General features: G+C 71.5%; 20 protein-coding genes. 14 read left to right on the top strand and 6 right to left on the bottom strand.

Annotation, left to right across the window (positions count from 1 at the left end):
* Positions 1-20: 20 nt before the first annotated feature.
* Positions 21-1,316: a CehA/McbA family metallohydrolase gene (locus ACWEQG_RS24795; protein WP_452288131.1), complete on the bottom strand. Its 1,296-nt coding sequence runs from the start codon at positions 1,314-1,316 to the stop codon at positions 21-23.
* A gap of 233 nt (positions 1,317-1,549) precedes the next feature.
* Between ACWEQG_RS24795 and prcB the strand changes: the two genes are divergently transcribed.
* The 5 genes from prcB (at position 1,550) to ACWEQG_RS24820 (ending at position 6,488) form a co-directional block, all read left to right on the top strand.
* A complete protein-coding gene (gene prcB / locus ACWEQG_RS24800) occupies positions 1,550-2,365 on the top strand; it encodes a proteasome subunit beta (RefSeq protein WP_363464595.1) in 816 nt (271 codons plus the stop codon).
* Positions 2,366-2,386: 21 nt separating this feature from the next.
* The gene (gene prcA / locus ACWEQG_RS24805) at positions 2,387-3,211 is read left to right on the top strand and encodes a proteasome subunit alpha (RefSeq protein WP_452288133.1); all 825 of its coding nucleotides are present in this window, start codon (positions 2,387-2,389) and stop codon (positions 3,209-3,211) included.
* A gap of 130 nt (positions 3,212-3,341) precedes the next feature.
* A complete protein-coding gene (locus ACWEQG_RS24810) occupies positions 3,342-4,022 on the top strand; it encodes a hypothetical protein (RefSeq protein ID WP_452288135.1) in 681 nt (226 codons plus the stop codon).
* A 69-nt stretch (positions 4,023-4,091) separates the two neighbouring features.
* Positions 4,092-5,450: a Pup--protein ligase gene (pafA, locus tag ACWEQG_RS24815; RefSeq protein WP_169982282.1), complete on the top strand. Its 1,359-nt coding sequence runs from the start codon at positions 4,092-4,094 to the stop codon at positions 5,448-5,450.
* Positions 5,451-5,522: 72 nt separating this feature from the next.
* Positions 5,523-6,488, top strand: coding sequence for an FKBP-type peptidyl-prolyl cis-trans isomerase (locus ACWEQG_RS24820; RefSeq protein ID WP_452288137.1), 966 nt, complete (start codon positions 5,523-5,525; stop codon positions 6,486-6,488).
* 64 nt (positions 6,489-6,552) lie between these two features.
* On the opposite strand, the gene ACWEQG_RS24825 is transcribed toward ACWEQG_RS24820, so the two are convergent.
* Entirely contained in the window at positions 6,553-7,419 is an 867-nt protein-coding gene (locus ACWEQG_RS24825; protein WP_452288139.1) for a chitosanase, read from the bottom strand.
* Between the two features lie 111 nt (positions 7,420-7,530).
* On the opposite strand from ACWEQG_RS24825, the gene ACWEQG_RS24830 reads away from it, so the two are divergent.
* On the top strand, positions 7,531-8,193 hold the full coding sequence (locus ACWEQG_RS24830) for a helix-turn-helix transcriptional regulator (RefSeq protein ID WP_452288141.1): 663 nt from the start codon (positions 7,531-7,533) through the stop codon (positions 8,191-8,193).
* Positions 8,194-8,207: 14 nt separating this feature from the next.
* Positions 8,208-8,684: a DUF3291 domain-containing protein gene (locus ACWEQG_RS24835; RefSeq protein ID WP_452288142.1), complete on the top strand. Its 477-nt coding sequence runs from the start codon at positions 8,208-8,210 to the stop codon at positions 8,682-8,684.
* Here ACWEQG_RS24835 and ACWEQG_RS24840 read toward each other — a convergent pair.
* Positions 8,630-9,697 carry a DUF3866 family protein gene (locus tag ACWEQG_RS24840; protein ID WP_363464554.1) on the bottom strand — a complete coding sequence of 356 codons (1,068 nt, stop codon included), beginning with the start codon at positions 9,695-9,697 and terminating at the stop codon, positions 8,630-8,632. The two genes, ACWEQG_RS24835 and ACWEQG_RS24840, sit on opposite strands and share 55 nt — an antisense overlap.
* Before the next feature lie 40 nt (positions 9,698-9,737).
* Here ACWEQG_RS24840 and ACWEQG_RS24845 point away from each other — a divergent pair, with 40 nt between their 5' ends.
* The gene (locus ACWEQG_RS24845; RefSeq protein WP_452288144.1) at positions 9,738-10,679 is read left to right on the top strand and encodes a helix-turn-helix transcriptional regulator; all 942 of its coding nucleotides are present in this window, start codon (positions 9,738-9,740) and stop codon (positions 10,677-10,679) included.
* A complete protein-coding gene (locus ACWEQG_RS24850; protein WP_452288146.1) occupies positions 10,676-11,629 on the top strand; it encodes a helix-turn-helix transcriptional regulator in 954 nt (317 codons plus the stop codon). The genes ACWEQG_RS24845 and ACWEQG_RS24850 overlap by 4 nt, the downstream gene beginning before the upstream one ends.
* Before the next feature lie 76 nt (positions 11,630-11,705).
* Here the strand turns inward: ACWEQG_RS24850 and ACWEQG_RS24855 are convergent, their stop codons facing one another.
* Positions 11,706-13,097, bottom strand: coding sequence for a hypothetical protein (locus tag ACWEQG_RS24855; protein WP_452288148.1), 1,392 nt, complete (start codon positions 13,095-13,097; stop codon positions 11,706-11,708).
* Positions 13,098-13,387: 290 nt separating this feature from the next.
* On the opposite strand from ACWEQG_RS24855, the gene ACWEQG_RS24860 reads away from it, so the two are divergent.
* The 5 genes from ACWEQG_RS24860 (at position 13,388) to ACWEQG_RS24880 (ending at position 18,637) form a co-directional block, all read left to right on the top strand.
* Complete coding sequence (locus ACWEQG_RS24860) at positions 13,388-13,531, top strand: hypothetical protein (protein WP_452288150.1); 144 nt, start codon at positions 13,388-13,390, stop codon at positions 13,529-13,531.
* Between the two features lie 115 nt (positions 13,532-13,646).
* Positions 13,647-13,970, top strand: a complete 324-nt coding sequence (gene tatA / locus ACWEQG_RS24865) for a Sec-independent protein translocase subunit TatA (protein ID WP_452288151.1) — start codon at positions 13,647-13,649, stop codon at positions 13,968-13,970.
* A 46-nt stretch (positions 13,971-14,016) separates the two neighbouring features.
* The gene (gene tatC, locus ACWEQG_RS24870; protein ID WP_452288153.1) at positions 14,017-14,895 is read left to right on the top strand and encodes a twin-arginine translocase subunit TatC; all 879 of its coding nucleotides are present in this window, start codon (positions 14,017-14,019) and stop codon (positions 14,893-14,895) included.
* 48 nt (positions 14,896-14,943) lie between these two features.
* Positions 14,944-15,852 carry a diacylglycerol/lipid kinase family protein gene (locus tag ACWEQG_RS24875; protein WP_452288155.1) on the top strand — a complete coding sequence of 303 codons (909 nt, stop codon included), beginning with the start codon at positions 14,944-14,946 and terminating at the stop codon, positions 15,850-15,852.
* Positions 15,853-15,919: 67 nt separating this feature from the next.
* Entirely contained in the window at positions 15,920-18,637 is a 2,718-nt protein-coding gene (locus tag ACWEQG_RS24880; RefSeq protein ID WP_452288157.1) for a DEAD/DEAH box helicase, read from the top strand.
* Positions 18,638-18,646: 9 nt separating this feature from the next.
* Here the strand turns inward: ACWEQG_RS24880 and ACWEQG_RS24885 are convergent, their stop codons facing one another.
* Positions 18,647-20,074 (bottom strand): RNB domain-containing ribonuclease, encoded by a 1,428-nt coding sequence (locus ACWEQG_RS24885; protein ID WP_452288159.1) that lies wholly within the window; start codon positions 20,072-20,074, stop codon positions 18,647-18,649.
* Between the two features lie 9 nt (positions 20,075-20,083).
* On the bottom strand, positions 20,084-20,881 hold the full coding sequence (locus ACWEQG_RS24890; RefSeq protein WP_452288161.1) for an alpha/beta fold hydrolase: 798 nt from the start codon (positions 20,879-20,881) through the stop codon (positions 20,084-20,086).
* Between the last annotated feature and the right edge of the window lie 52 nt (positions 20,882-20,933).

A 20,933-nucleotide genomic window follows, 5' to 3' on the forward strand; every position in this document is an offset into this window, starting at 1 on the left:
GGCGGCGTGGCGCAACCACGTCAGCTGCACACGGCCATGAGCTCGTTGACGGGCGTCTCCAGCCGGTGCATCCCCGGCCCGGCCGGCAGGAGCGCGAGGTCCCCGCGGACCACCCGGCGGGTCCGCGGCCCCCACAGCACCAGCCCGTCGGCGTCCACGGCCAGGAACTCGTCCTCCAGCCGCAGCAGCAGCGGGCCGTTCAGGGAGGCCGACACCGCGGTCCGCCCCTTCGCCACGGCGCGTACGACGGCCCCCGCGGCCTCGGGGCCCCGGCCGTCGCCCTCGGCGAGCACCCACGTCGCCGGCGCGCCGGGCGGGTGGCCCTCCTCCGGCCGGTGGTAGTCGCCGCCGCCCACCACGACCAGGTCGCCGGTCAGGTCGCCGGTCAGGTTCGCGGCCCAGGCCTGCGCCCAGGCCAGCGGCGCGCCCCGGGTGCGGTCGTGCCAGCTCCGGTGCCACAGCTCCACGGTCCGCGGCCGGTCGGCCATCGGGTGCCGCCACGCGCAGTCGGCCGCCACCGGATGGTTGACCGACAGCACCCCGCCCCGGTCCCGTACGGCCTTCGCCCACTCGTCCGGCGGGAGCCGGAAGTCGATCCAGCCGACGTCCCCGAGGGCGCCCGCGTGCCCGAGGTCGGTGGTCACCTCCTGCCCCGGCACGAGCACGATCCCGGCCAGCGCCGAGGCGGCGGCCAGCTCCGCGTGGTGGCTGACGGTGTTGTGGTCGGTCACCGCGAGGAAGTCGAGCCCGGACGCGGCCGCCACGCAGGCCAGCTCGTAGACGCTCAGCGTCCCGTCGGAGTGGTCGGTGTGCGCGTGCAGGTCCCCGGCGAGCCAGCGGTGCCCGGGCGGCGCCGGCAGGCGGCGGCGTACGGCGGCCGGGTCGGGCGGGATCGGCCCGGGCACGCGGGAGAAGCGGGTGCGGCGCCGCCGCGGCCGGGCGGGCGGCCGCACGTGCCTGATCACCCGGATCTCGTACGGCAGCCCGCCGAGGGGCACGCGGTGCAGCCCGACCAGCACTCGCCACACGCCCGGCTCGATCTCGCCGGGCAGGTAGCCGGGGGTGGCCCAGGAGGGGGCGATGGTGTACTCGGAGCGCGCGCCGCCCGACCAGCCGCGGAACCCGGCGGGCCCGGCGCAGCCGAGGTCGAGCACACCGGCCGACCGGTCGTAGGACAGGCGCACCGTGAGGGCGGCCGTGCCGGGCCGCACCTCCACCGGCACCTCCGCCACCGGCCCGGCCAGCCGGTCGTCCAGCGTCCACGTCCCGCCGACCACGGCCCTGGTGGTCATCGTCTCGCCGCCATCGTCACCCACCGAGACCCGCACGACCTTAGGAATCGGGCTCCAGCCACGACCTTCGCACGCGATGACCGGCACGTAAAGAAGCCGCTCGGCGGACGAGTGAAGGATGGGTGCCCGGCGTCCTATGGGATGTCTGGTTCGCGCTGAGCTGATCGGGAAGAGTGCAACCAGCGCTGAGACCTGAGTATGGTCGGGCGTAACAACGCATGCTTGGAGGGAGTCGCGTGGCATCTCAGCCAGCCTGGATGAACAGCCTCTTCACATATACGGGATCGTCGTCGTTCTCGGAGTTCCTCGGCGTGCACGCGCCGAACCTGCTGCCCGCCCGCAACGAGTCGCTGGCGGCGCCGGTGGGCGACGAGATCCCGCACGCGACCACCATCGTCGCGGCGACCTGCGCCGGCGGCGTGGTGATGGCGGGCGACAGGCGTGCGACCTCCGGGAACATAATCTCGCAGCGGGACATCGAGAAGGTGTTCCGCACCGACGACTACTCCTGCATGGGCATCGCGGGCACCGCGAGCACCGGCCTGGAGTTGGCCCGGCTGTACCGGGTCGAGTTGGAGCACTACGAGAAGAACGAAGGCCGCTCGCTGTCCACCGAGGGCAAGGCGCACCGCCTGGCCACCATGATCCGCGGCAACCTGCCCATGGCCATGCAGGGCCTCGTGGTCGTGCCGCTGTTCGCGGCCTACGACCCGGCCCGCGACGCCGGGCGGATCTTCAGCTACGACGTGGGCGGCGGGCCGTACGAGCAGAAGGAGTTCCACTCCATCGGCTCGGGTTCGATCTTCGCCCGGGGGTCGCTGAAGAAGCTGTACCGGGAGAACGCAAGCCCGCAGGACACCGTCCTGACCTGCCTGCACGCCCTGTACGACGCCGCCGACGACGACTCGGCCACCGGCGGCCCCGACGTGATGCGGAAGATCTGGCCGGTCGTGGCCGTCATCACCGAGGACGGCTTCCGCCGTCTTCCGGACGACGAGGTCGCCGAGTTCGTGGAGTCCATGCTGGAGAGGCGGATGACCGCCCCCGAAGGCCCGACCGCGCCGCTGCGCTAACCCAAGAGAGGATCACCCCCGGTGTCCATCCCCTTCGGAGGATATGCCTCGCCCGAGCAGATCATGCGGGACAGGGCGGAGTATGCCCGCAAGGGCATCGCTCGCGGTCGCAGCGTGGTCGTGATGCAGTACGCCGACGGCATCCTGTTCGTGGCGCCCAACCCGTCCAAGGCGCTGCACAAGATCAGCGAGATCTACGACCGCATCGGCTTCGCCGCGGTCGGGCGCTACAACGAGTTCGAGTCGCTCCGCCTGGCCGGCATCCGCTACGCCGACATCAACGGCTACACCTTCAACCGCAGCGACGTCACCGGCCGTGGCCTGGCGAACCTGTACGCCCAGCACCTCGGCATGATCTTCACCGAGTCGATCAAGTCGTTCGAGGTGGAGATCGTCGTCGCGGAGGTCGGCGACGCCCCCGAGGACGACCAGATCTACCGGATCACCTTCGACGGCTCCGTCTTCGACGAGCAGGGCATGGCCGTGATCGGCGGCCAGGCCGAGGCCGTCGGCGGACGCCTGAAGGAGCGCTACAGCGAGGGACTGCCGCTGCCGCAGGCCCTCGACGCCGCGCTGGCCGCCCTGACCGAGCCGGGCGGCGAGCGTCCCCCGGCGGCCCAGCTCGAGGTCGCCGTGCTCGACCGCGGCAGGGAGCACCGCAAGTTCCTGCGCCTGACCGGGCCCCGCCTGGAGAAGCTCCTGGAGAGCGCCAGGGAGGGCCAGGAAGGCGCGCGGCAGCCGGCCGCCGAGCAGGCCTCGTCCGAGGAGGCGCAGGCCGAGCGGCCTCCCGGCGCCACTCCGCCGATCGCCCCGGAGGGCGAGATCGACACGGGCTCCGGCGAGTAGCCCGCCCTTCCGCCCGTACCATCGCGGCGCCGCGTCCCTCTCCGGGGGCGCGGCGCCGTCCTGTTGCGGGGGCCGCATCAGGGATTACGGCTCAACCAAACCTCGATTTCGCTACTCTCATCCTGTTGTGATGACTTTTGATCTTTTCCGGCGAGCGGGCGTTCCGGCCGCCGCTGTCGCCCTCCTGTCGCTGACCGCCTGCTCCGGGGCCTCCGGCAGCTCGGCTTCGCCCACCGTGACGGCCACCGTGACGGTGACCGCCCCCGCGTCGCCCGCGGAGCCGTCCCCCGCACCGGAGGCCTCCGACACCCCGGCGGCGGCGGAGACTCCCACCGCCTCGGCCACGACCGCGACCCCGCGGAAACCGGCCGGGCCGCCGATCACGGACAAGACGCCGGCGCCCTTCGGCGGGACCCTCCAGTCGGACCCCGGGCACGACTTCACCAAGGGGCTCAGCCCCAGCAGGGACGGCGTCGTGCGCGGGCAGCTGGTCGCCATGCACGACGAGAACGTCGCGGAGTACCGGCCGATCAAGTTCGTCAAGGAGTACGGCGGCAGCACGACCGGCCACTTCGAGGGGCCGCCGGAGGGCGACGCGACGGCCTTCGCCGCGCCTCTCGCGAAGAACGTCGTGTTCCTCAGCGCGGTCGGCTGCGACGGCAAGGACCAGACCATCGACGGCCGGTACCTCGGCAGCCAGCGCTGCTCCAGGGACAAGCTGATCCTGCGGGCGGACAAGGGCGACCTGCGGGCGCTCATCACCGTCGACGGCGGGCAGATCGTCAAGGTGACGGAGATTTACGTCGCCTGACGGCTCCTTCTCTTCATTCCACCGCCTGATCACTGTTCGGCCGCCGGTTTCGGGGAATAGGGTGAGGTGATGGATCGACGCATATTCGGGCTGGAGAACGAGTACGGCGTCACCTGCACGTTCCGCGGGCAGCGGAGGCTGTCGCCGGACGAGGTGGCGCGGTACCTGTTCCGGCGAGTGGTGTCCTGGGGCCGATCGAGCAACGTATTCCTGCGCAACGGCGCACGTCTGTACCTGGACGTGGGCAGCCATCCCGAGTACGCCACCCCTGAGTGCGACAACGTCGTGGAGCTGGTCACCCACGACAAGGCGGGGGAGCGGATCCTGGAGGGTCTCCTCGTGGACGCCGAGAAGCGGCTCCGCGAGGAGGGCATCGCGGGAGACATCTACCTGTTCAAGAACAACACCGACTCGGCCGGCAACTCCTACGGCTGCCACGAGAACTACCTCGTGGGCCGGCACGGGGAGTTCGGGCGGCTGGCCGACGTCCTGATCCCCTACCTGGTGACGCGGCAGATCATCTGCGGCGCGGGCAAGGTGCTGCAGACCCCGCGCGGAGCCGTCTACTGCGTCTCCCAGCGGGCCGAGCACATCTGGGAGGGCGTGTCCTCCGCGACCACCCGGTCCCGGCCGATCATCAACACCCGCGACGAGCCGCACGCGGACGCCGAGCGGTTCCGCCGGCTGCACGTCATCGTGGGCGACTCGAACATGAGCGAGACCACGATGCTGCTCAAGGTCGGCGCCACCGACCTGGTGCTGCGCATGATCGAGGCGGGCGTGGTGATGCGCGACCTGTCCCTGGAGAACCCGATCAGGGCGATCCGGGAGGTGTCCCACGACATGACGGGCCGCCGCAGGGTGCGCCTGGCCAACGGCCGCGAGGCCTCGTCGCTGGAGATCCAGCAGGAGTACCTGACCAAGGCGCAGGACTTCGTCGAACGGCGGGGCGGCGACGCCATCGCCAAGCGAGTGCTGGAGCTGTGGGAGCGCACGCTGCGCGCGGTCGAGACGGGCGACCTCGACCTCGTCTCGCGGGAGATCGACTGGGTCACCAAGTACCAGATGATTGAACGTTACAGACAGAAGTACGATCTGCCGCTGTCGTCGCCGCGCGTCGCGCAACTCGACCTGGCCTACCACGACGTCCACCGCAAGCGGGGCCTGTTCTACCTCCTGCAGAAGCGGGGGGCCGTCGAGAGGGTGGCCGACGACGTCAAGATCTTCGAGGCCAAGTCGGTTCCGCCGCAGACCACACGGGCCAAGCTGCGCGGGGAGTTCATCCGCAAGGCCCAGGAGAAGCGGCGCGACTTCACCGTCGACTGGGTCCATCTGAAGCTCAACGACCAGGCTCAGCGGACCGTGCTGTGCAAGGATCCGTTCCGCAGCGTGGACGAGAGGGTCGACAAGCTGATCGCCGGCATGTGATCTCTTACACCGCTCTGACGGCGGGTTCGGGTAGCCTGGCCCGGACCCGCTGTCTGTTTGAGGATTACCTACATGCGCCGTCGTACGGCACTCGTCGCCGCCCTGCCCCTGTTGCTCGCCGTCGCCTGCGGAACCGCGCAGAAGACCGCCTCCAGCGCGAGCCCCGCCGCCTCCGGGGCCCGGGCCGCGGCCACGGCCATCAAGGTGACGGGAGAGGTCGGCAAGAAGCCAACCCTGACGTTCCCGTCGGGCCAGCCCTCGCTCACGTCCGCCTCCATCAAGGTCGTCGAGGGACAGGGCACCCCCGCCAAGGATGGCGACGTCCTCACCGCCAACGTCACCGTCTACAACTGGGACGGCAAGGAGAACAAGGCGGCGGGCTCGGACTACGACCAGGGCAAGTCGGAGTTCGTCTCGGTCAGCCCGCAGCTGCCCAAGGCGCTGCACGAGGCGCTCGTCGGAGCCAAGCCCGGCGGCAGGGTGATGGCCGTCGTGGCCAAGGACAACCTGAGCGCCGAGCAGCTCGACCAGGCCAAGCAGCAGGGCCAGGACTTCAACAGCACGTCCCAGGTGCTGGTCATCGACGTCATGTCGGCCACGCTGAAGTCGATCGAGGGCACCGCCGTCGACCCGGGCGTCGACGGGGTGAAGGTCGGCAACCCCGGCGGTGACAAGGCCCCGGCGCTGACCACCAAGACCAGCGAGAAGGCGCCCAAGAAGCTCGTCGTCAAGACCGTGATCAAGGGTGCCGGCCCGGCGGTGAAGGCCGACCAGACGGTCCTCGCCCACTACGTCGGCAAGATCTGGGGCACCGACAAGCAGTTCGACTCCAGCTGGGAGCGCGGCCAGCCCGCGACGTTCGCTCTCAACCAGGTCGTCAAGGGCTGGTCGCAGGGCCTCACCGGGGTGCCCGTCGGCAGCCGCGTCCTCATCACGATCCCGCCGGACCTCGGCTACGGCAAGGAGGGCAACGCCCAGGGCGGCATCAAGGGCACCGACACCCTCGTCTTCGTCGTGGACGTCCTCGGCGCGGCCTGACAACCGCATACGCCGACGGGCCCCTCCCGCCGCCCGGCGGGAGGGGCCCGTCGGCGTGCGGGCGTCAGCTCCGGATCTCGTAGGCGTCTCCGTAGACCTTCCAGCGCAGCGGCGGATCGAGGTCGAGGTTGCCGTTCCTCAGGAACACCCGCTGAGCCGTGTCGACCCGGCTGGTGTCGCTGTGCGCCTCCTCCGTCTTCATCGCCGCCTTACGGGCGTCGAGGAACGCGTTGAGGTAGGCGACCTCGTCCCCACCCTGTGCCGGGGTCTTCGCCTTCTTCATGGCCGTCTTGCGGATGCCACCGAAGCTGACGGCGTCGTCGCCCGGGCCGTGCATGACGATGGCGTCGTAGTAGACGAACTGGCCGAGCGCGCGCAGGCCGTCGGCCTTGGCCTGGGCCACGGCCGGGCCGAAGTAGACCCGGTCGCGCTCGTCGTTCTGCGCCTGCTGGAACACCGGATCCGCGGCGGCGGCGCGCCAGTCCGCGGGGAAACCCGGGTCGAGCCCCCGGTGCGAGTCGGTGCCGTTCACCTTCCGCAGCGCGGGCAGGTACCTGGCCAGCACGTTGCCCGGCTTGCGTTTGGTGTAGAGCTCGACCAGGTCGAGCATGTCGCCGGTGCCCGAGCAGAAGCCGATGATGCCGGCGGTGTAGCCGCGCCCGTCGTCGATGTCCTCGATGTACTTGTACTGGGCCTTCCAGTCGAGGGAGGAGTTCTCCGCGCTGGAGACGAGCTCCATCGCGATCTCCTTCTTCTTCGGGTCGGTGAGGTCGGACGGGGCGGCCATGACCGTGACCTTCAGGGGTTCCCCGGCGGCGGCCGGGCCGCCGGTCGCGGCTCCGGCCGCTCCCGCGGGGAGTACGGCCGCCGCGACGGCCAGGAGTAGCGGAGCCGCGCGCCGGGGAGTGCGCCTGATCAGCGGATCTTTCACGTGCGTCGAACCCTCCGTGAGGGGGATTAGTTAGGAAGGTTTCCTAATAAAAGCAGCACGCTCGCGACGGTGTCAACGGTCCCGGCGGCGGCACGACCTAGACTCCCGGCTGTGACGAGCGACGACCTGGAGTCGATGACCGTGCTCGGCGATCCCGTGCGGCGGGCGCTGTACCGGTTCGTGGCCGAGCAGGGGCGGGACGTGGGCCGCAACGAGGCGGCCGAGGCGGCCGGCGTCCAGCGCACGCTGGCGGCCCATCACCTGGACAAACTGGTGGAGGCGGGCCTGCTGGAGTCGGGATTCAAGCGGCTGAGCGGCCGGGCGGGCCCCGGAGGCGGCCGCCCCGCGAAGGTCTACCGGCGGGTGCGCGAGGAGCGGTCCGTGAGCCTGCCGCCCCGGGACTACCGCACGCTGGCGCTCGTACTGGCGGAGACCGTCGATCTGCTGGGCGGCGAGGAGAAGGCCGAGGAGGCCGCCCGGCGGGCGGGGGAGCGCCTGGCCGGCTCCTCCGGCGCCGGCGAGGCCGCCGATCTCGTGGAGGTGCTGCGTGCGCGCGGCTACGAGCCGTACGAGGAGGACGGACGGGTGCGGTTGCGGAACTGCCCCTTCCATGTGCTGGCCGAAAGCCACCCGCTGCTCGTGTGCTCGATGAATCTCGCGCTCTGCGAGGGGATGCTGGCCGGTCTGGGCGAGACCGGGGTCGCCGCGGCGCTCGATCCGAGACCCGGGGAGTGTTGTGTGGCCTTCACGCCTTCTAAAAACAACGTAGATTGACTTAGAATCGGGGCATGCATCTCGCCCAGCTCAACGTCGCCCATCTCAGGGAACCCCTCGACTCCCCCGCGCTGACCGATTTCCTCGCCGCCCTCGCGCCGATCTACCAGGTGTCGGACGCCGCGCCCGGCTTCGTCTGGCGCATGAAGGAGGGCGACGAGCCCACGGACCTGATCCAGCACGACTACGGACCGATGCTGGTCGTGAATCTGTCGGTCTGGGAGTCGCGCGAGACGTTGTGGAACTTCGTCTACCGCAGCGGCCATCTGGAGGTGATGCGGCGCCGCCGGGAGTGGTTCCACCGGATGGCCGAGCCGTACACCGTGATGTGGTGGGTGCCCGAGGGTCACCTGCCGCCGCTCGGCGAGGCCATGGCACGCCTGGACCTGCTCCGGGCCCAGGGGCCGGGCCCGGAGGCGTTCACGTTCAAGGACTTCTACGACAGCAGCGACGCCGCGAATCTCCCGGCGGCGGCGGAGGTCAGGAAGTAGGCCAGGTCCCCCTCCAGGCCGCGGCCCATGGTGGACAGCCGCACGGGTGACGCCTTCAGCGCCTCGTGCAGGCCGTCCACCGGCACGGTCACGATCTCGTGGCGCGTGGCCAGGGCCGCGGCCTGCTCGCGCACCGCCGCCCCGAACGCGCCGGGCAGATCCGGCACGACGACCCGGGCCGGGGCCAGCGCGACCCGGCCGTACGCGGTGAGCGAGTGGTGCGAGACCCCGACGTGCCGCTCGCGGCGGTCGCCCTCGCTGACCCGCAGCGCGGCCACGGGCCGCCCGCCCAGCACGGCGGCGGCGTTGACCGCCTCGCCGGCGGCGACGCCGGAGAACCCCCAGCGGGTGCCGGTGCCGAGGTTGCCCGGCCCCTGCGCGACCACGGCGACGTCGGCGCCGAGCACGTGCCGGGCGGCCAGCAGGCCGGTGTGCAGCGTGACGGCCTCGACGTCCCCGCCGAAGGACTGGCCGGTCGTCACCACCCCGCACAGCCAGTCGCGCTCGCGCAGCGTCGCGCACGACATCGAGAACCATGCGGGCAGCGCCCCCCCGTCCTGCATCACGTACGCCACCCTGGTGCCCGGGGAGTCCGCGTAGAGGCCGCACAGGATCGCGGGCAGGGCGGAGTGCAGGTCCGCGACGACCACGGGCATCCCGTCGACCGAGTCCGCCTCCCGCAGCGCCTCGTGGTGCGGGGATCCCTGCTCGTCCGCGCCGAGCACGGTGGCCTGCAACGGGGTGTAGCGTGCCTTCACCAGGTGGCCGGGGCCGGAAGGATCTTGCGGTAAACGGTCCGGGACGGCCACCACCATGGCGTACCCTCCCGTACCGAGACCCATGGCGAGGGCGGTCGTGTTGAGCAGCACGGTGTCGCCCACTTCAGGGCGTCCCACCAGCGGGGGATAGGCGAGGGCCCGGCACTCGCCCTCGGCGACGGCGACGTCGAGTTCCACCGCCCCCGGCCACTCGCGCCGGACCCGCACCACTTCGCCCTTGCGCCATCTGATCACGCCGAAAAGGGTAGCGTTCTCGACTGGAAGGGAGGCCCGGATGTCGCGGCGGAAGACCGAGCGGCTGCTCAACCTGGTTATCTGCCTGCTCGCGACGCGGCGGCCGTTGAGCGCGGAGCAGATCCGGCAGGCCGTCCCCGGGTACGACCCGGACAACGACGAGGCCTTCCAGCGCATGTTCGAGCGCGACAAGAACGAGCTGCGCGAGATCGGCATCCCCATCGAGGTCCACAAGGACCCTTGGGAGGACGACCCCGGCTACCGGATCGTGCGCGAGGCCTACGAGCTGCCCGAGATCACCCTGGAGCCGGACGAGGCCGCCGTCATCGGCCTGGCCGCGCAGGTGTGGCAGCGGGCGAGCCTCGCGGAGGCGGCCGGTGGGGCGCTGCTGAAGCTGACCGCGGGCGGCGTGCACGCCGACCTCGCCGAAAGCCCCCTGGAGCTGCGGGTGGACACCCGCGACCCCGCGTTCCCCGCGCTGTGGGAGGCGGTGCGGGACCGGCGCGTGGTCGCCTTCGACTACCGCTCGGCCGGCAGCGAGTCGGTGCTGCGGCGGACCGTCGAGCCGTGGGGGGTCGTCAGCCGGCGCGGCCGGTGGTACCTGGCCGGGCACGACCGCGACCGCGGCGCCGCCCGGGTCTTCCGGCTCAGCCGGATCACCGGGGCCGTGTCCACGCTCGGGCGGCCGGGGGCGTTCACCGTGCCCGAGAGGCTGGACCTGCGCGCCATGGTGGGCTACCAGGAGCTGCCGAACGAGCGGGTCGCCCTGGTGCGGGTGCGTAAGGGCACCTGCCTCGGCCTGCGGCACGCCGCCCAGACCGTACGGACGGGCGAGGGCGAGTGGGATGAGGCCGAGGTGACCTTCGCCGACCCCGAACGGCTGGCCGGGTGGCTGGCCAGCCTCGGCCACGACGCCGTCGTAATGGACCCGCCGGACGCACGCGAGGCCGTGATCCGCCGTCTGAAGGGGGCGTTGCAGTGAGCTCGGACCGGCTGCCGCGGCTGCTCGCGCTGGTGCCGTACCTCATGTCGCACCCGGGCGCGCAGGTGCCCGAGGTCGCGCGGCTGTTCGGCCTGTCGGAAAAGCAGCTCGTCGACGACCTCCAGCTCGTCTGGATGTGCGGGCTTCCCGGGCACACCCCCGGCGACCTCATCGACGTCTCGTGGGACGGCGGCGAGATCCTCATCGACAACGCCGAGGCGATCGCCCGGCCGCTCAAGCTCGGCGTGGACGAGGCGAGCGCGCTGCTGGTCGCGCTGCGCATGCTCGACGAGCTGCCCGAGTTCCAGGGCCGCGACGTGCTCGGCCGCGTCATCGCGAAGCTGGAGCAGGCGGCGGGCGAGGGCGCGGCCACCGTGAGCAGCCAGGTGCAGGTGGAGATCGGCGCGGCCCCGGACGCCCACGCGGTGATCACCGACGCCGCCCGGCGGGGCCGCCGGCTGTCGCTGCGCTACTACGTCCCGGGGCGCGACGAGATCACCCCCAGGGAGGTCGACCCGCTGCGGGTCGTGCTGGTGGACGGCCGGCACTACCTCGAGGGCTGGTGCTACCGCGCGGAGGCGATGCGGATGTTCCGCGTCGACCGGATCCTGGACGTCGAGGTCCTCGACGTGCCCGTGGACCCGCCCGCCGGGGCCGAGCCGATGGACGTGACCCAGGGCGTGTTCCGGCCGTCGGACAGCGACGAGCTGGTCGAGCTGGAGCTGACCCCGGCGGGCCGCTGGGTGGCCGAGTACTACCCCTGCGAGGAGGTCGCCGAGCTGGGCGAGGGACGCCTGCGCGTCTCGCTGCGGGCCCGTGACCAGTCCTGGCTGGTGCGGCTCGCGCTCCGGCTGGGCGACAGCGGCCGCGTGCTGTCCCCGTCGTCGCTCGCCGAGCGGGTGACGGCCACAGCCAGGCAGGCGCTGGCCAACTACGAGACCGCAGGCTGACGGGCGGGCGCTCTGCGGTGCTCGCCGGCGTGGGCCCGATACGGCCTCGTACGGGCCCGGACGTGAGCACACCCGGCTACCTGGCCATCGCCCCGGCCACCGATGGGGTCTCCGCCGTCGGGGGAGGCAACGGCGTGTCCGTCCGCGCGGAGGGCCGGAAGAGCAACGCCAGTGCCATGCAGGCCAGCGGAATCGCTGGGGTCGCGAATCTGTACTCGCCCTCATTGATGGCCGGCGGGAGAAGGAAGAGCACCGTCGCGGCGGCGTAGCAGAACAGCGCCGCGCCGTTCCGCCTGCGCCGTACCGCCAGGCCTGCCAGGCCTGCGGCGAAAAGGACCGTGAGGCCCACGCTCCCGAGATACACCCGATCCTGATACTGACGGATAAGCATGGCGAAGGGCTCGACCTGAGACTGGGTGAGCGGCTCGCCCAGCAGCCGGGCCACCTCCGCGGCCGCGCCGGAACTCATCGGCTCCGGCCGGTCATGGAAGCGCACCGTGACCTGTCCGGAATCAATGGGCATGTCGGCCCGGTAGAACGTCCGTCCGATGTCCCTAAGGGTCACCAGCAGGTAGTCGACCGGCTGGGCCGTGATCGCCCGGAGGGCGAAGTCCCGGGCCAGATCGTTCTTTTCCGGGCTGAAGAGCGGGCCCGGTGTCGTCGAGGGCCAGCCGTCGGGGTCGACAAGGTAGTGGACCGGCTGCCTCCTGTCGAGAAGGAGGTTCCACGGCCACTCCCGGTTCCCCTCGCTCCCCAGCGCGAGCATCCGGCGCGTGTCACGCCGGGGGCACAGCGCCGCGAGCCGCGGAGGCGGTTCGACGCGCGCGCAGTCGGCGAAGGACATGACGCGCGACCAAAGGATGAGACCGTCCGCGCTACTGAGCCCGTAGCGGCCGTGCTCACTGTGGAACCAGACTCCGTACGCGGCGAGAGGCAGGAGACAGGACAGGGTGAGCGCCACGGCCGCCCGCCGGCCGGACCGGGACACCACATAGATCGTGGCGAGGATTAGGATCGGCAGCACCACCGGCCGGACCAGCGCCGCGGCCGCGAGGCAGAGCCCGGCCGCGATCACCTGCGTGCGCGTCGGCGACGTGCGCCAAAGGAGCAGGACGGCGACCAGGACGAGGCAGGGTGTGAACACCGCCTCAGACAGGATCGAGTGCTCCAGGAAAAGCTGCCGTGGCTCGTAGAGCATGGGCAGGCAGGCGAGGGTTGCGCCCCAGTCGGGCAGCCGCTTTCTGCGCAGCAGCGCGTACATGACGGTCGTGGTGCCGAGCGAGAGCAGGTGCTGGATCACCAGGATCAGCGGGACGCCGCCGAAGATCGCGAGGAGGCCGAGAAAGAACGAGTACCCGTTTGGCCGGATGAGACCCGGCTGTCGCTCCACGGCCAGATGGACGTAGTCGAAGGAGTCCGGCAGCCAGTTGCCCGTGGGGTAGCCGACGAGGGCAAGCAGACGGAGCATGCCCGCGCCGGCCAGAGCAATGAGGAAAAGGCGACTCCTGCCCATAGAGCGCCGGACGAGGCCGGTCTGGAGGGCGGCACCCGCGGAGGAGGTAGTGGATCCAACCTGCATGTGAGCCATCTCGCCATGTCGGGGCAGCCAGCTGCCGAGCCACGCCACGAGGTCGCCGTTTCTTTGAGGGGCCATGGAGGGAGCCTGATCGCGTCGCGAAATTCGCTGCCCTCCGGGCCGAGGCCGCAGACCGGGTGGATTGCGATCACCTCGCCGTCGTGGCCGTTAGCATGGCCGGCATGACATGGATCTTCGCCCTGTTCGCGGCCGCGGTGGCCGGGCTCGCAATCCTCGCGTGGCCGGCGGCCCGGGTGCTGACCGCGGCGCGGGAGCTGCGCGCGGAGGTCGACCGGGCCAAGGGACGTCTCGGAATGTCCGAATAGCGGGATTTTGCCCAGGATTGATGTGATTTCGAAGCTCCAAGACAGGTGAACTTAGGCGTGTGGTGCGCGTACGATCGAGGAGTAGTACCCACGGCCCTCGCGGTAAGGACACGACATGCCCAACCTCGGACCCATGGAATGGATTCTGATCCTCCTGGTTCTGATCCTTCTTTTCGGCGCCAAGAAGCTCCCGGACACCGCCAAGGCCCTGGGGCAGTCGCTGCGCATGTTCAAGAAGGAAACCAGCAAGATGAGCGAGGAGGACGAGGCGCGGCAGACCGTCAAGGCGCAGGCCGAGCCCGTCACCCCGCCGGCGGCGCAGATCCCGCCTGCCACCCCGTCCGTCGAGGATCGGCTGCGTACGCTTGAGGAGGAGAACCGGAAGCTGCGCGAGAGCCAGCAGCCGGTGAGCTCGCAGAACGAGCAGCGCTCCAACTAGGGCGCCCCCCGCCGCCTCACACCCCACCGAGCCCAGGACGAGCTAGATGGCCCTGTTGAAACGGTCGACTCCCGCCACGCCGCCCGTCACGCCGGAGGACGGGCGGATGACGCTCATGGAGCACATCCGCGAGCTGCGCAACCGGCTGATCAAGGCCATTCTGGCGGTGGTCGCAGGGACCGCCGTCGGGTTCGTCTACTTCGAGCCCATCTGGAACTTCCTGAAGCAGCCGTACTGCCGGCTGCCCCAGGCCCACCAGCTCAACAAGGCCGAGTGCACGCTCGTCGTGAACGGAGTCTTCGACTCCTTCTTCGTGAACCTCAAGGTCGCCGTGATCTTCGGCGTGGTGGTCTCGGCCATCTTCTGGATCTACCAGATCTGGGCGTTCGTGACCCCGGGCCTGTACCAGAACGAGCGCCGCTACACGTTCGCGTTCCTCGGCCTGTCCGTCCCGCTGTTCGCCGCCGGCTCGGCCCTCGCCTACGTCACGATGGACAAGGGCCTGTCGCTGCTGCTCAGCTTCGCGCCCGAGGGCACGATCACGCTGGTGAGCATCAACGAGTACCTCAGTTTCGCGCTCGCGATGCTGATCATCTTCGGTATCTCCTTCCTGATGCCGTTGCTGTTGGTGTTCCTCAACGTCATCGGGGTGCTCCGGTTCAAGACGGTGTCCAAGCACACCCGCATGGTCGTGTTCCTGATGTTCGTCTTCGCGGCCGTCGCGACGCCGAGCCAGGACCCCGTCACCATGCTGGCCCTGGCGCTCCCGATGGTCGGCCTGTTCTTCGTCGCGATGGCGTTCATGTACTTCCACGACAAGAAGCGCGACATCGCCGACGCGGAGCACGCGCGGGCCATCGAGGAGGAGCTCGACGGGCCGTCGGCCGCGAACGGCACGGCGGACTCGGTCGACGCCAGAGACTGACAGAACATCCCTCTGGTGCCGCCGGACGGGCGGCGGTAGGTTCCGCTCATGGCCGATGAGATCGTCGTCCTGGTCAATCCCGCTGCCCGCGGCGGCCGTACGCTACGCCTGCTCGACCCGGTGCTGCGGCGACTGCGGGCGGGCGGCCGCCCGGTGTCGGTGATCGTCGGCACCTCGGCCGCCGACGCGCTCGCCCGGGCCCGCGATGCCGTCGCCGGCGGGCCGGCCGCACTCGTCGCCTACGGCGGTGACGGTCTGGTCCATCTGGCCGTGCAGGCCGTGGCGGGGACCGCCGTGCCGCTCGGGATCGTGCCCGCCGGGACCGGCAACGACATCGCCGACGCACTCGGCATCCCCCGCAAGGATCCCCTCGCCGCCGCGGACATCGTGACCGCGGGCGCCTGCCGGACGATCGACGCCGCGAGGCTGGGCACGGGCGAGTGGTTCGCCGGCGTCCTCGCCTGCGGGTTCGACTCCCGGGTCAACGAGCGGGCCAACGCCATGACCCGGCCGCCCGGAATGGCGAAATACCTGGTCGCGCTCGTGCGCGAGTTGCGGTCGTTCACGCCGATCCCCTTCCGGATCACTCTCGACGGGGAGGCCGCCGGGCACGAGGCGATGCTGGTGGCGGTGGCCAACACCCGCTCGTACGGCGCGGGAATGCGCATCTGCCCGGACGCCCGGCCCGACGACGGCCTGCTCGACGTGCTCGTGCTGGGCGCGGTGCCCAAGGGCGAGTTCCTGCGCACGTTTCCGCGCGTCTACCGGGGCAGCCACACCGGTCACCCCGCCGTGACCCTGCGGCGGGCCCGGCGGGTCGAGATCGAGGCCCTGAACGAGGATGAGGCCGGGGACGTGGTCGCCTACGCCGACGGCGAGCGGGCCGGACCGGCGCCGCTGACCTGCGTCGTCGAGCCGGGGGCGCTGCGCGTCCTGGCTCCGGGGACCACGGCGTGAGGCCGCCCGCGTGAAAGGATCACCGATGGCGGACACCCGGAATCCCGTTATCGGTAGGGTTGACGGTATGAGTACGCCAGCGGAACGCTATGCCGTCTTCCGTGAGGGGCAGTCCGGAACCGGACCCGCGCTCGCCTCGTTCCGCGAACTATACGACTTCGAGCTCGACGAGTTCCAGATCGACGCCTGTCAGGCGCTGGAGGCCGGGGACGGCGTGCTGGTGGCCGCGCCGACCGGGTCGGGCAAGACGGTGGTGGGGGAGTTCGCCGTCCACCTGGCCCTGCAGCAGGGCCGCAAGTGCTTCTACACGACGCCGATCAAGGCGTTGTCCAACCAGAAGTACAACGACCTGGTCAGGCGGTACGGCGCGCGCAACGTCGGCCTGCTGACCGGCGACAACAGCGTCAACGGCGAGGCCCCGATCGTCATCATGACGACCGAGGTCCTGCGCAACATGCTGTACGCCGGCTCCAACACGCTGACCGGCCTCGCGTACGTGGTGATGGACGAGGTCCACTACCTGGCCGACCGGTTCCGCGGCGCGGTCTGGGAAGAGGTCATCATCCACCTGCCGGAGTCGGTGCGGGTGGTGGCCCTGTCCGCCACGGTCAGCAACGCCGAGGAGTTCGGCGAGTGGCTGGGGGAGGTGCGCGGCGACACCACGGTGATCGTGGACGAGCACCGCCCGGTCCCGCTGTGGCAGCACATGCTGGTCGGCAACAAGATGTTCGACCTGTTCGTCGACGAAGGCGACGGCACCCTGCGGGTCAACCCCTCGCTCATGCGGATCGCCCGCGACGAGATGCGGCTGGCCCAGGCCAGGGGCAGGCGGGGCTACTCGCGCCCGGGCCGGGGGACGACGCCGAGCCGCTCGGACGTGATCGAGAAGCTCGACGCCGAGGGACTGCTGCCGGCGATCACCTTCATCTTCTCCAGGAACGGCTGTGACGCCGCCGTCATGCAGTGCCTCTACTCGGGGCTGCGCCTCACCACCGAGGCCGAGAGCCACGAGATCCGCCAGATCGTCGACGAGCGCACCGCGCACCTGCCCGACGAGGACCTCGCGGTGCTCGGCTACCTCGAGTGGCGCGACTGCCTGGAGCGCGGCCTGGCCGCCCACCACGCGGGCATGCTCCCCGCGTTCAAGGAGGTCGTGGAGGAGCTGTTCACCAAGGGCCTGGTGAAGGCGGTCTTCGCGACCGAGACGCTGGCGCTCGGCATCAACATGCCGGCGAGGTCCGTGGTCATCGAGAAGCTCGACAAGTGGAACGGCGAGACCCACGCCGACCTGACCCCGGGGGAGTACACCCAGCTCACCGGCCGGGCCGGGCGGCGCGGCATCGACATCGAGGGCCACGCGGTGGTGGTCTGGCAGCCGGGGATGGACCCCCTCGCGGTCGCCGGTCTCGCCAGCACCCGCACCTACCCGCTGCGCTCCAGCTTCCAGCCGTCGTACAACATGGCGGTCAACCTCGTCGGGCAGGTCGGCAGGGAGCGGGCGCGGACGCTGCTGGAGGACTCCTTCGCCCAGTTCCAGGCCGACCGCGCCGTCGTCGGCCTGGCCCGCCAGCTCCGCAAGGCGGAGCAGGCCCTGGAGGGCTACGCCGAGGCCATGACCTGCCACCTCGGCGACTTCGAGGAGTACGCGGCGATGCGCAGGCGGCTGTCGGACCGTGAGGCCGAGCTGTCGCGCCAGCGGGGGGCGGCCCGCCGGGCCCAGGCCGTGCAGTCGCTGGAGGTCCTCAAGCCCGGCGACGTCATCCGGGTGCCGGGCGGGCGTCGCGCGGGCATCGCGGTCGTGCTCGACCCCGGCGTCAACGGCCGGGGGCACGACGGGCCCGCGCCGCTCGTGCTGACGATCGGCAAGCAGGTCAAGCGCCTGTCGGCGGCCGACTTCCCGGTGCCGGTCGAGCCGGTCGACAAGATCAGGATTCCGAAGGGCTTCAACCCGCGCTCACCGAAGGAACGGGCCAACCTGGTCTCGACCGTGCACGCCAAGCTGGGCGACCGCGACCTCGGCAAGCCGCCGCGGGCGCGCGACCACGCCCAGGAGGACGATGAGATCACACGCCTGCGGCGGGAGCTGCGCCAGCACCCGTGCCACGGCTGTGACGAGCGTGAGGACCACGCCCGCTGGGCCGAGCGCTACCACAAGCTGCTCCGGGAGACCGAGGGGCTGCGCCGCCGGGTCGAGGGGCGCTCCCACGTCATCGCCCGCACCTTCGACCGGGTCTGCGGCGTGCTGGACCAGCTCGGCTACCTGGACGGCGAGACCGTCACGGAGCAGGGCCGCAGGCTCGCCTCGCTCTACACCGAGCTGGACCTACTCACCGCCGAGTGCCTGCGGGCCGGGATCTGGAACCGCCTCGACCCCGCCGAGCTGGCCGCGTGCGTGTCCTCGCTGGTGTACGAGTCGCGGCAGGCCGACGACGTCCGCAGCCCCAAGATCCCGGCCGGCGCCACCCGCGACGCCCTCGGGGAGATGGTGCGGCTGTGGGGCGAGCTGGAGGGCATCGAGGAGGACCACGGCCTGTCGTTCGTGCGCGAGCCCGACGTCGGCTTCGCCTGGGCGGCCTTCCGCTGGGCCAAGGGCCACAGCCTCGACGCCGTGCTGACCGACTGCGACCTAGCGGCGGGCGACTTCGTCCGCTGGATCAAGCAGCTGCTCGACCTGCTCGGCCAGCTGAGGGACGCCGCGCCCAAGGGGAGCAAGGTCGCCGACAACGCCGGCAAGGCCATCGACGCCATGCGCCGCGGGGTCGTCGCCTACTCCTCCGTCAGCTGACCCGCGGGCTCAGGCGGCGGTGAAGCGGACCTCGCGGGTGGCGGGGTCGGCGCGCGTGAGCCGTACGGGGACGCGCTCGCCGAGCGGCAGCCGGTCGCCGTCGCACCGGGCGATCACGGCGGGCTCGGCGATCTGCACCTGCCCGCCCGGTTTCCCGTCGGTGACGTCGATGACGACGGCCTCGAAGACCTGTCCGATCCGGGGCCGCAGCACGGCCGCCTCGACCAGGTCCACGCACGCCCGCTCCACCCCGCCGGCCCGCCTGCCGCCCGCGGCCATCTGCTCCGGGAGGCCGGGCAGCGCCCGGGTGACCTCCTCGGGGACCGGGTCGCCCGCGGCCACGGCCAGGCAGACCTCGGTGGCGTACCGGTCGACCAGCCGCCGCAGCGGCGCGGTGACGTGCGCGTACGGCGCGCCCATGGCGGCGTGCAGCGCCCGCGCCGGAGGGGCGCCGTCGAAGGCGGCGTAGGCCGCGCCGCGCAGCAGCACCGTCGACTCGTGCAGGAAGGCGGCATGGCCCGGGATCTTCGGATCGATCCCGTGCACGACCTCGGCGTACGACACGCCGTCGGGCCAGGGCACGCCGAGCGCGGCGGCGACCCTGCGGACCTTGCCGACGTCCTCCGGGCCCGCTTCGGGCAGGACCCGGAGCACGCCGACGCCCGCGCCCAGCATCATCCGGGCCGCCGCCATGCCGGTGAGCAGCGAGATCTGGGCGTTCCACGCCTCGCAGGGATGGTTGGTGCGGAACTCCACCCGATAGCCGCCGTCCCCGTCGGGGACCACCTGCTGCTCCGGGGTCGGCAGCGACAGCCCGCCCCTGGCCCGCTCCCGCTCCAGCCGCAGCGGCCCCACCTCGGCGAGCAGCGCGAGCGTCCCCTCCGCCCGGCCCGTGTCCACCGCCGCCTGGACGGTGTCGTAGTCGAGCCGCTCACGGCTGCGTACCAGGGCCCGGCGCAGGTCCACCGCCTCGATCTCCCCGTCGGAGGCGAGGTCGAGCCGCCACAGCGCCGCCGGGCGGACCTGTCCGGGCAGCAGGCTGGCCGCGCCCTCCGACAGGAGCGGCGGGTGCAGCGGCACCCGCTCGCCGGCCATGTAGACCGTCTGCGCGCGCACCCTCGCCTCACCGTCGATCGCCCCGCCCGGCCGGACGAACGCCCCGACGTCGGCGATCGCGTACCAGACGCGGTAGCCCGCCCCGCGCCGCTCGATGCACAGCGCCTGGTCGAGGTCCATCGAGCCGGGCGGATCGATGGTCACCAGCGGCAGATCGGTCCGGTCCACCCCGGGGGTGACGGGGGACGCGGCGGCCCGCTCGGCCTCCTCCAGCACCGGGGCGGGGAAACCATCCGGCAGGTCGAAGTCGCTGCGAATACGGGCGAATCCGTCGCGGAGCCCGTTCGCCGTGTCGTCTAAGCGGATCATCGTGCGCGGCACGCGATCAACCTACCCGAGTGCGGACATTCCAGGCTTTCCGCCGATGAAGTCGCGGACGAGCGCCACGAGCTCCTCCGGCCGCTCGGCCGTCGCGATGTGCCCGCTGTCCAGCTCCTCGTACGAGGCCCCCGGGATGGCGGCGGCCAGCTCGCGGGTGTTCTGCACGGGGACCAGCGCGTCGCGGGCGCATCCGATCACCAGGGTCGGCGCCTGAACCCGCGGCAGCAGGCCGCGGACGTCCATCCGCAGGGCGAGATCGATCTGCCGGAGCCTGTCGGCATTGGCCCGATAGGCGGCGGCGAGCTCCTCCACGGCCGCCCGGCCGATGGAGTTCAGATGCTCAGGGCTGAAGGCGATCAGCATCGTGTACCGCGCGAAAGCGGCGGGATCACCGGCGAGATCCCGCCAGAGGGTCAGCGCGTTGCGGAAGTACTCGTCACCCGGCCCGGCCAGGCCCGCGACCAGCACGAGGCCGCGGACCAGGTCGGGCCGGACGGCGGCGAGCGCGGCGGACACCAGGGCGCCCATGGAGTGCCCGGCCACGTCGGCGGGCCCCTGTCCCAGATCATCGATCACGGCGGCGAGCTGCTCGGCGAGCAGCTCGATCGTGAGCGCGCCCCCGTCGTCGCGCGCCGCGTCGCTGCCGGAAAGATCCGGCAGCACCACCGTGCTGGTGTCCGCGAACGCCCCGGCCACGCCGTCCCAGGACTTCGAGCCCGGGTTGCCCCCATGCACCAGCACCAGTGGGCGGCCCTGGCCTGTCACCCGGTACGGCACGCGCGCCGTGCCCACCGTGATCTCTCTCATGTCCGTCTCCCGTCCTCGTCGCCGGATGCCGCAGACACTGCCAGGAGCGTGC

It is taken from the genome of Microbispora sp. NPDC004025, from assembly GCF_053604425.1.

Coding starts and splice junctions, on each gene's coding strand:
- prcB (WP_363464595.1), top strand. CDS start 1,550: ATGAACAGCCTCTTCACATATACGGGATCGTCGTCGTTCTCGGAGTTC.
- ACWEQG_RS24810 (WP_452288135.1), top strand. CDS start 3,342: ATGACTTTTGATCTTTTCCGGCGAGCGGGCGTTCCGGCCGCCGCTGTC.
- pafA (WP_169982282.1), top strand. CDS start 4,092: ATGGATCGACGCATATTCGGGCTGGAGAACGAGTACGGCGTCACCTGC.
- ACWEQG_RS24820 (WP_452288137.1), top strand. CDS start 5,523: ATGCGCCGTCGTACGGCACTCGTCGCCGCCCTGCCCCTGTTGCTCGCC.
- ACWEQG_RS24835 (WP_452288142.1), top strand. CDS start 8,208: ATGCATCTCGCCCAGCTCAACGTCGCCCATCTCAGGGAACCCCTCGAC.
- ACWEQG_RS24845 (WP_452288144.1), top strand. CDS start 9,738: ATGTCGCGGCGGAAGACCGAGCGGCTGCTCAACCTGGTTATCTGCCTG.
- ACWEQG_RS24855 (WP_452288148.1), bottom strand. CDS start 13,097: ATGCTCCGTCTGCTTGCCCTCGTCGGCTACCCCACGGGCAACTGGCTG.
- ACWEQG_RS24860 (WP_452288150.1), top strand. CDS start 13,388: ATGACATGGATCTTCGCCCTGTTCGCGGCCGCGGTGGCCGGGCTCGCA.
- tatA (WP_452288151.1), top strand. CDS start 13,647: ATGCCCAACCTCGGACCCATGGAATGGATTCTGATCCTCCTGGTTCTG.
- tatC (WP_452288153.1), top strand. CDS start 14,017: ATGGCCCTGTTGAAACGGTCGACTCCCGCCACGCCGCCCGTCACGCCG.
- ACWEQG_RS24875 (WP_452288155.1), top strand. CDS start 14,944: ATGGCCGATGAGATCGTCGTCCTGGTCAATCCCGCTGCCCGCGGCGGC.
- ACWEQG_RS24880 (WP_452288157.1), top strand. CDS start 15,920: ATGAGTACGCCAGCGGAACGCTATGCCGTCTTCCGTGAGGGGCAGTCC.
- ACWEQG_RS24890 (WP_452288161.1), bottom strand. CDS start 20,881: ATGAGAGAGATCACGGTGGGCACGGCGCGCGTGCCGTACCGGGTGACA.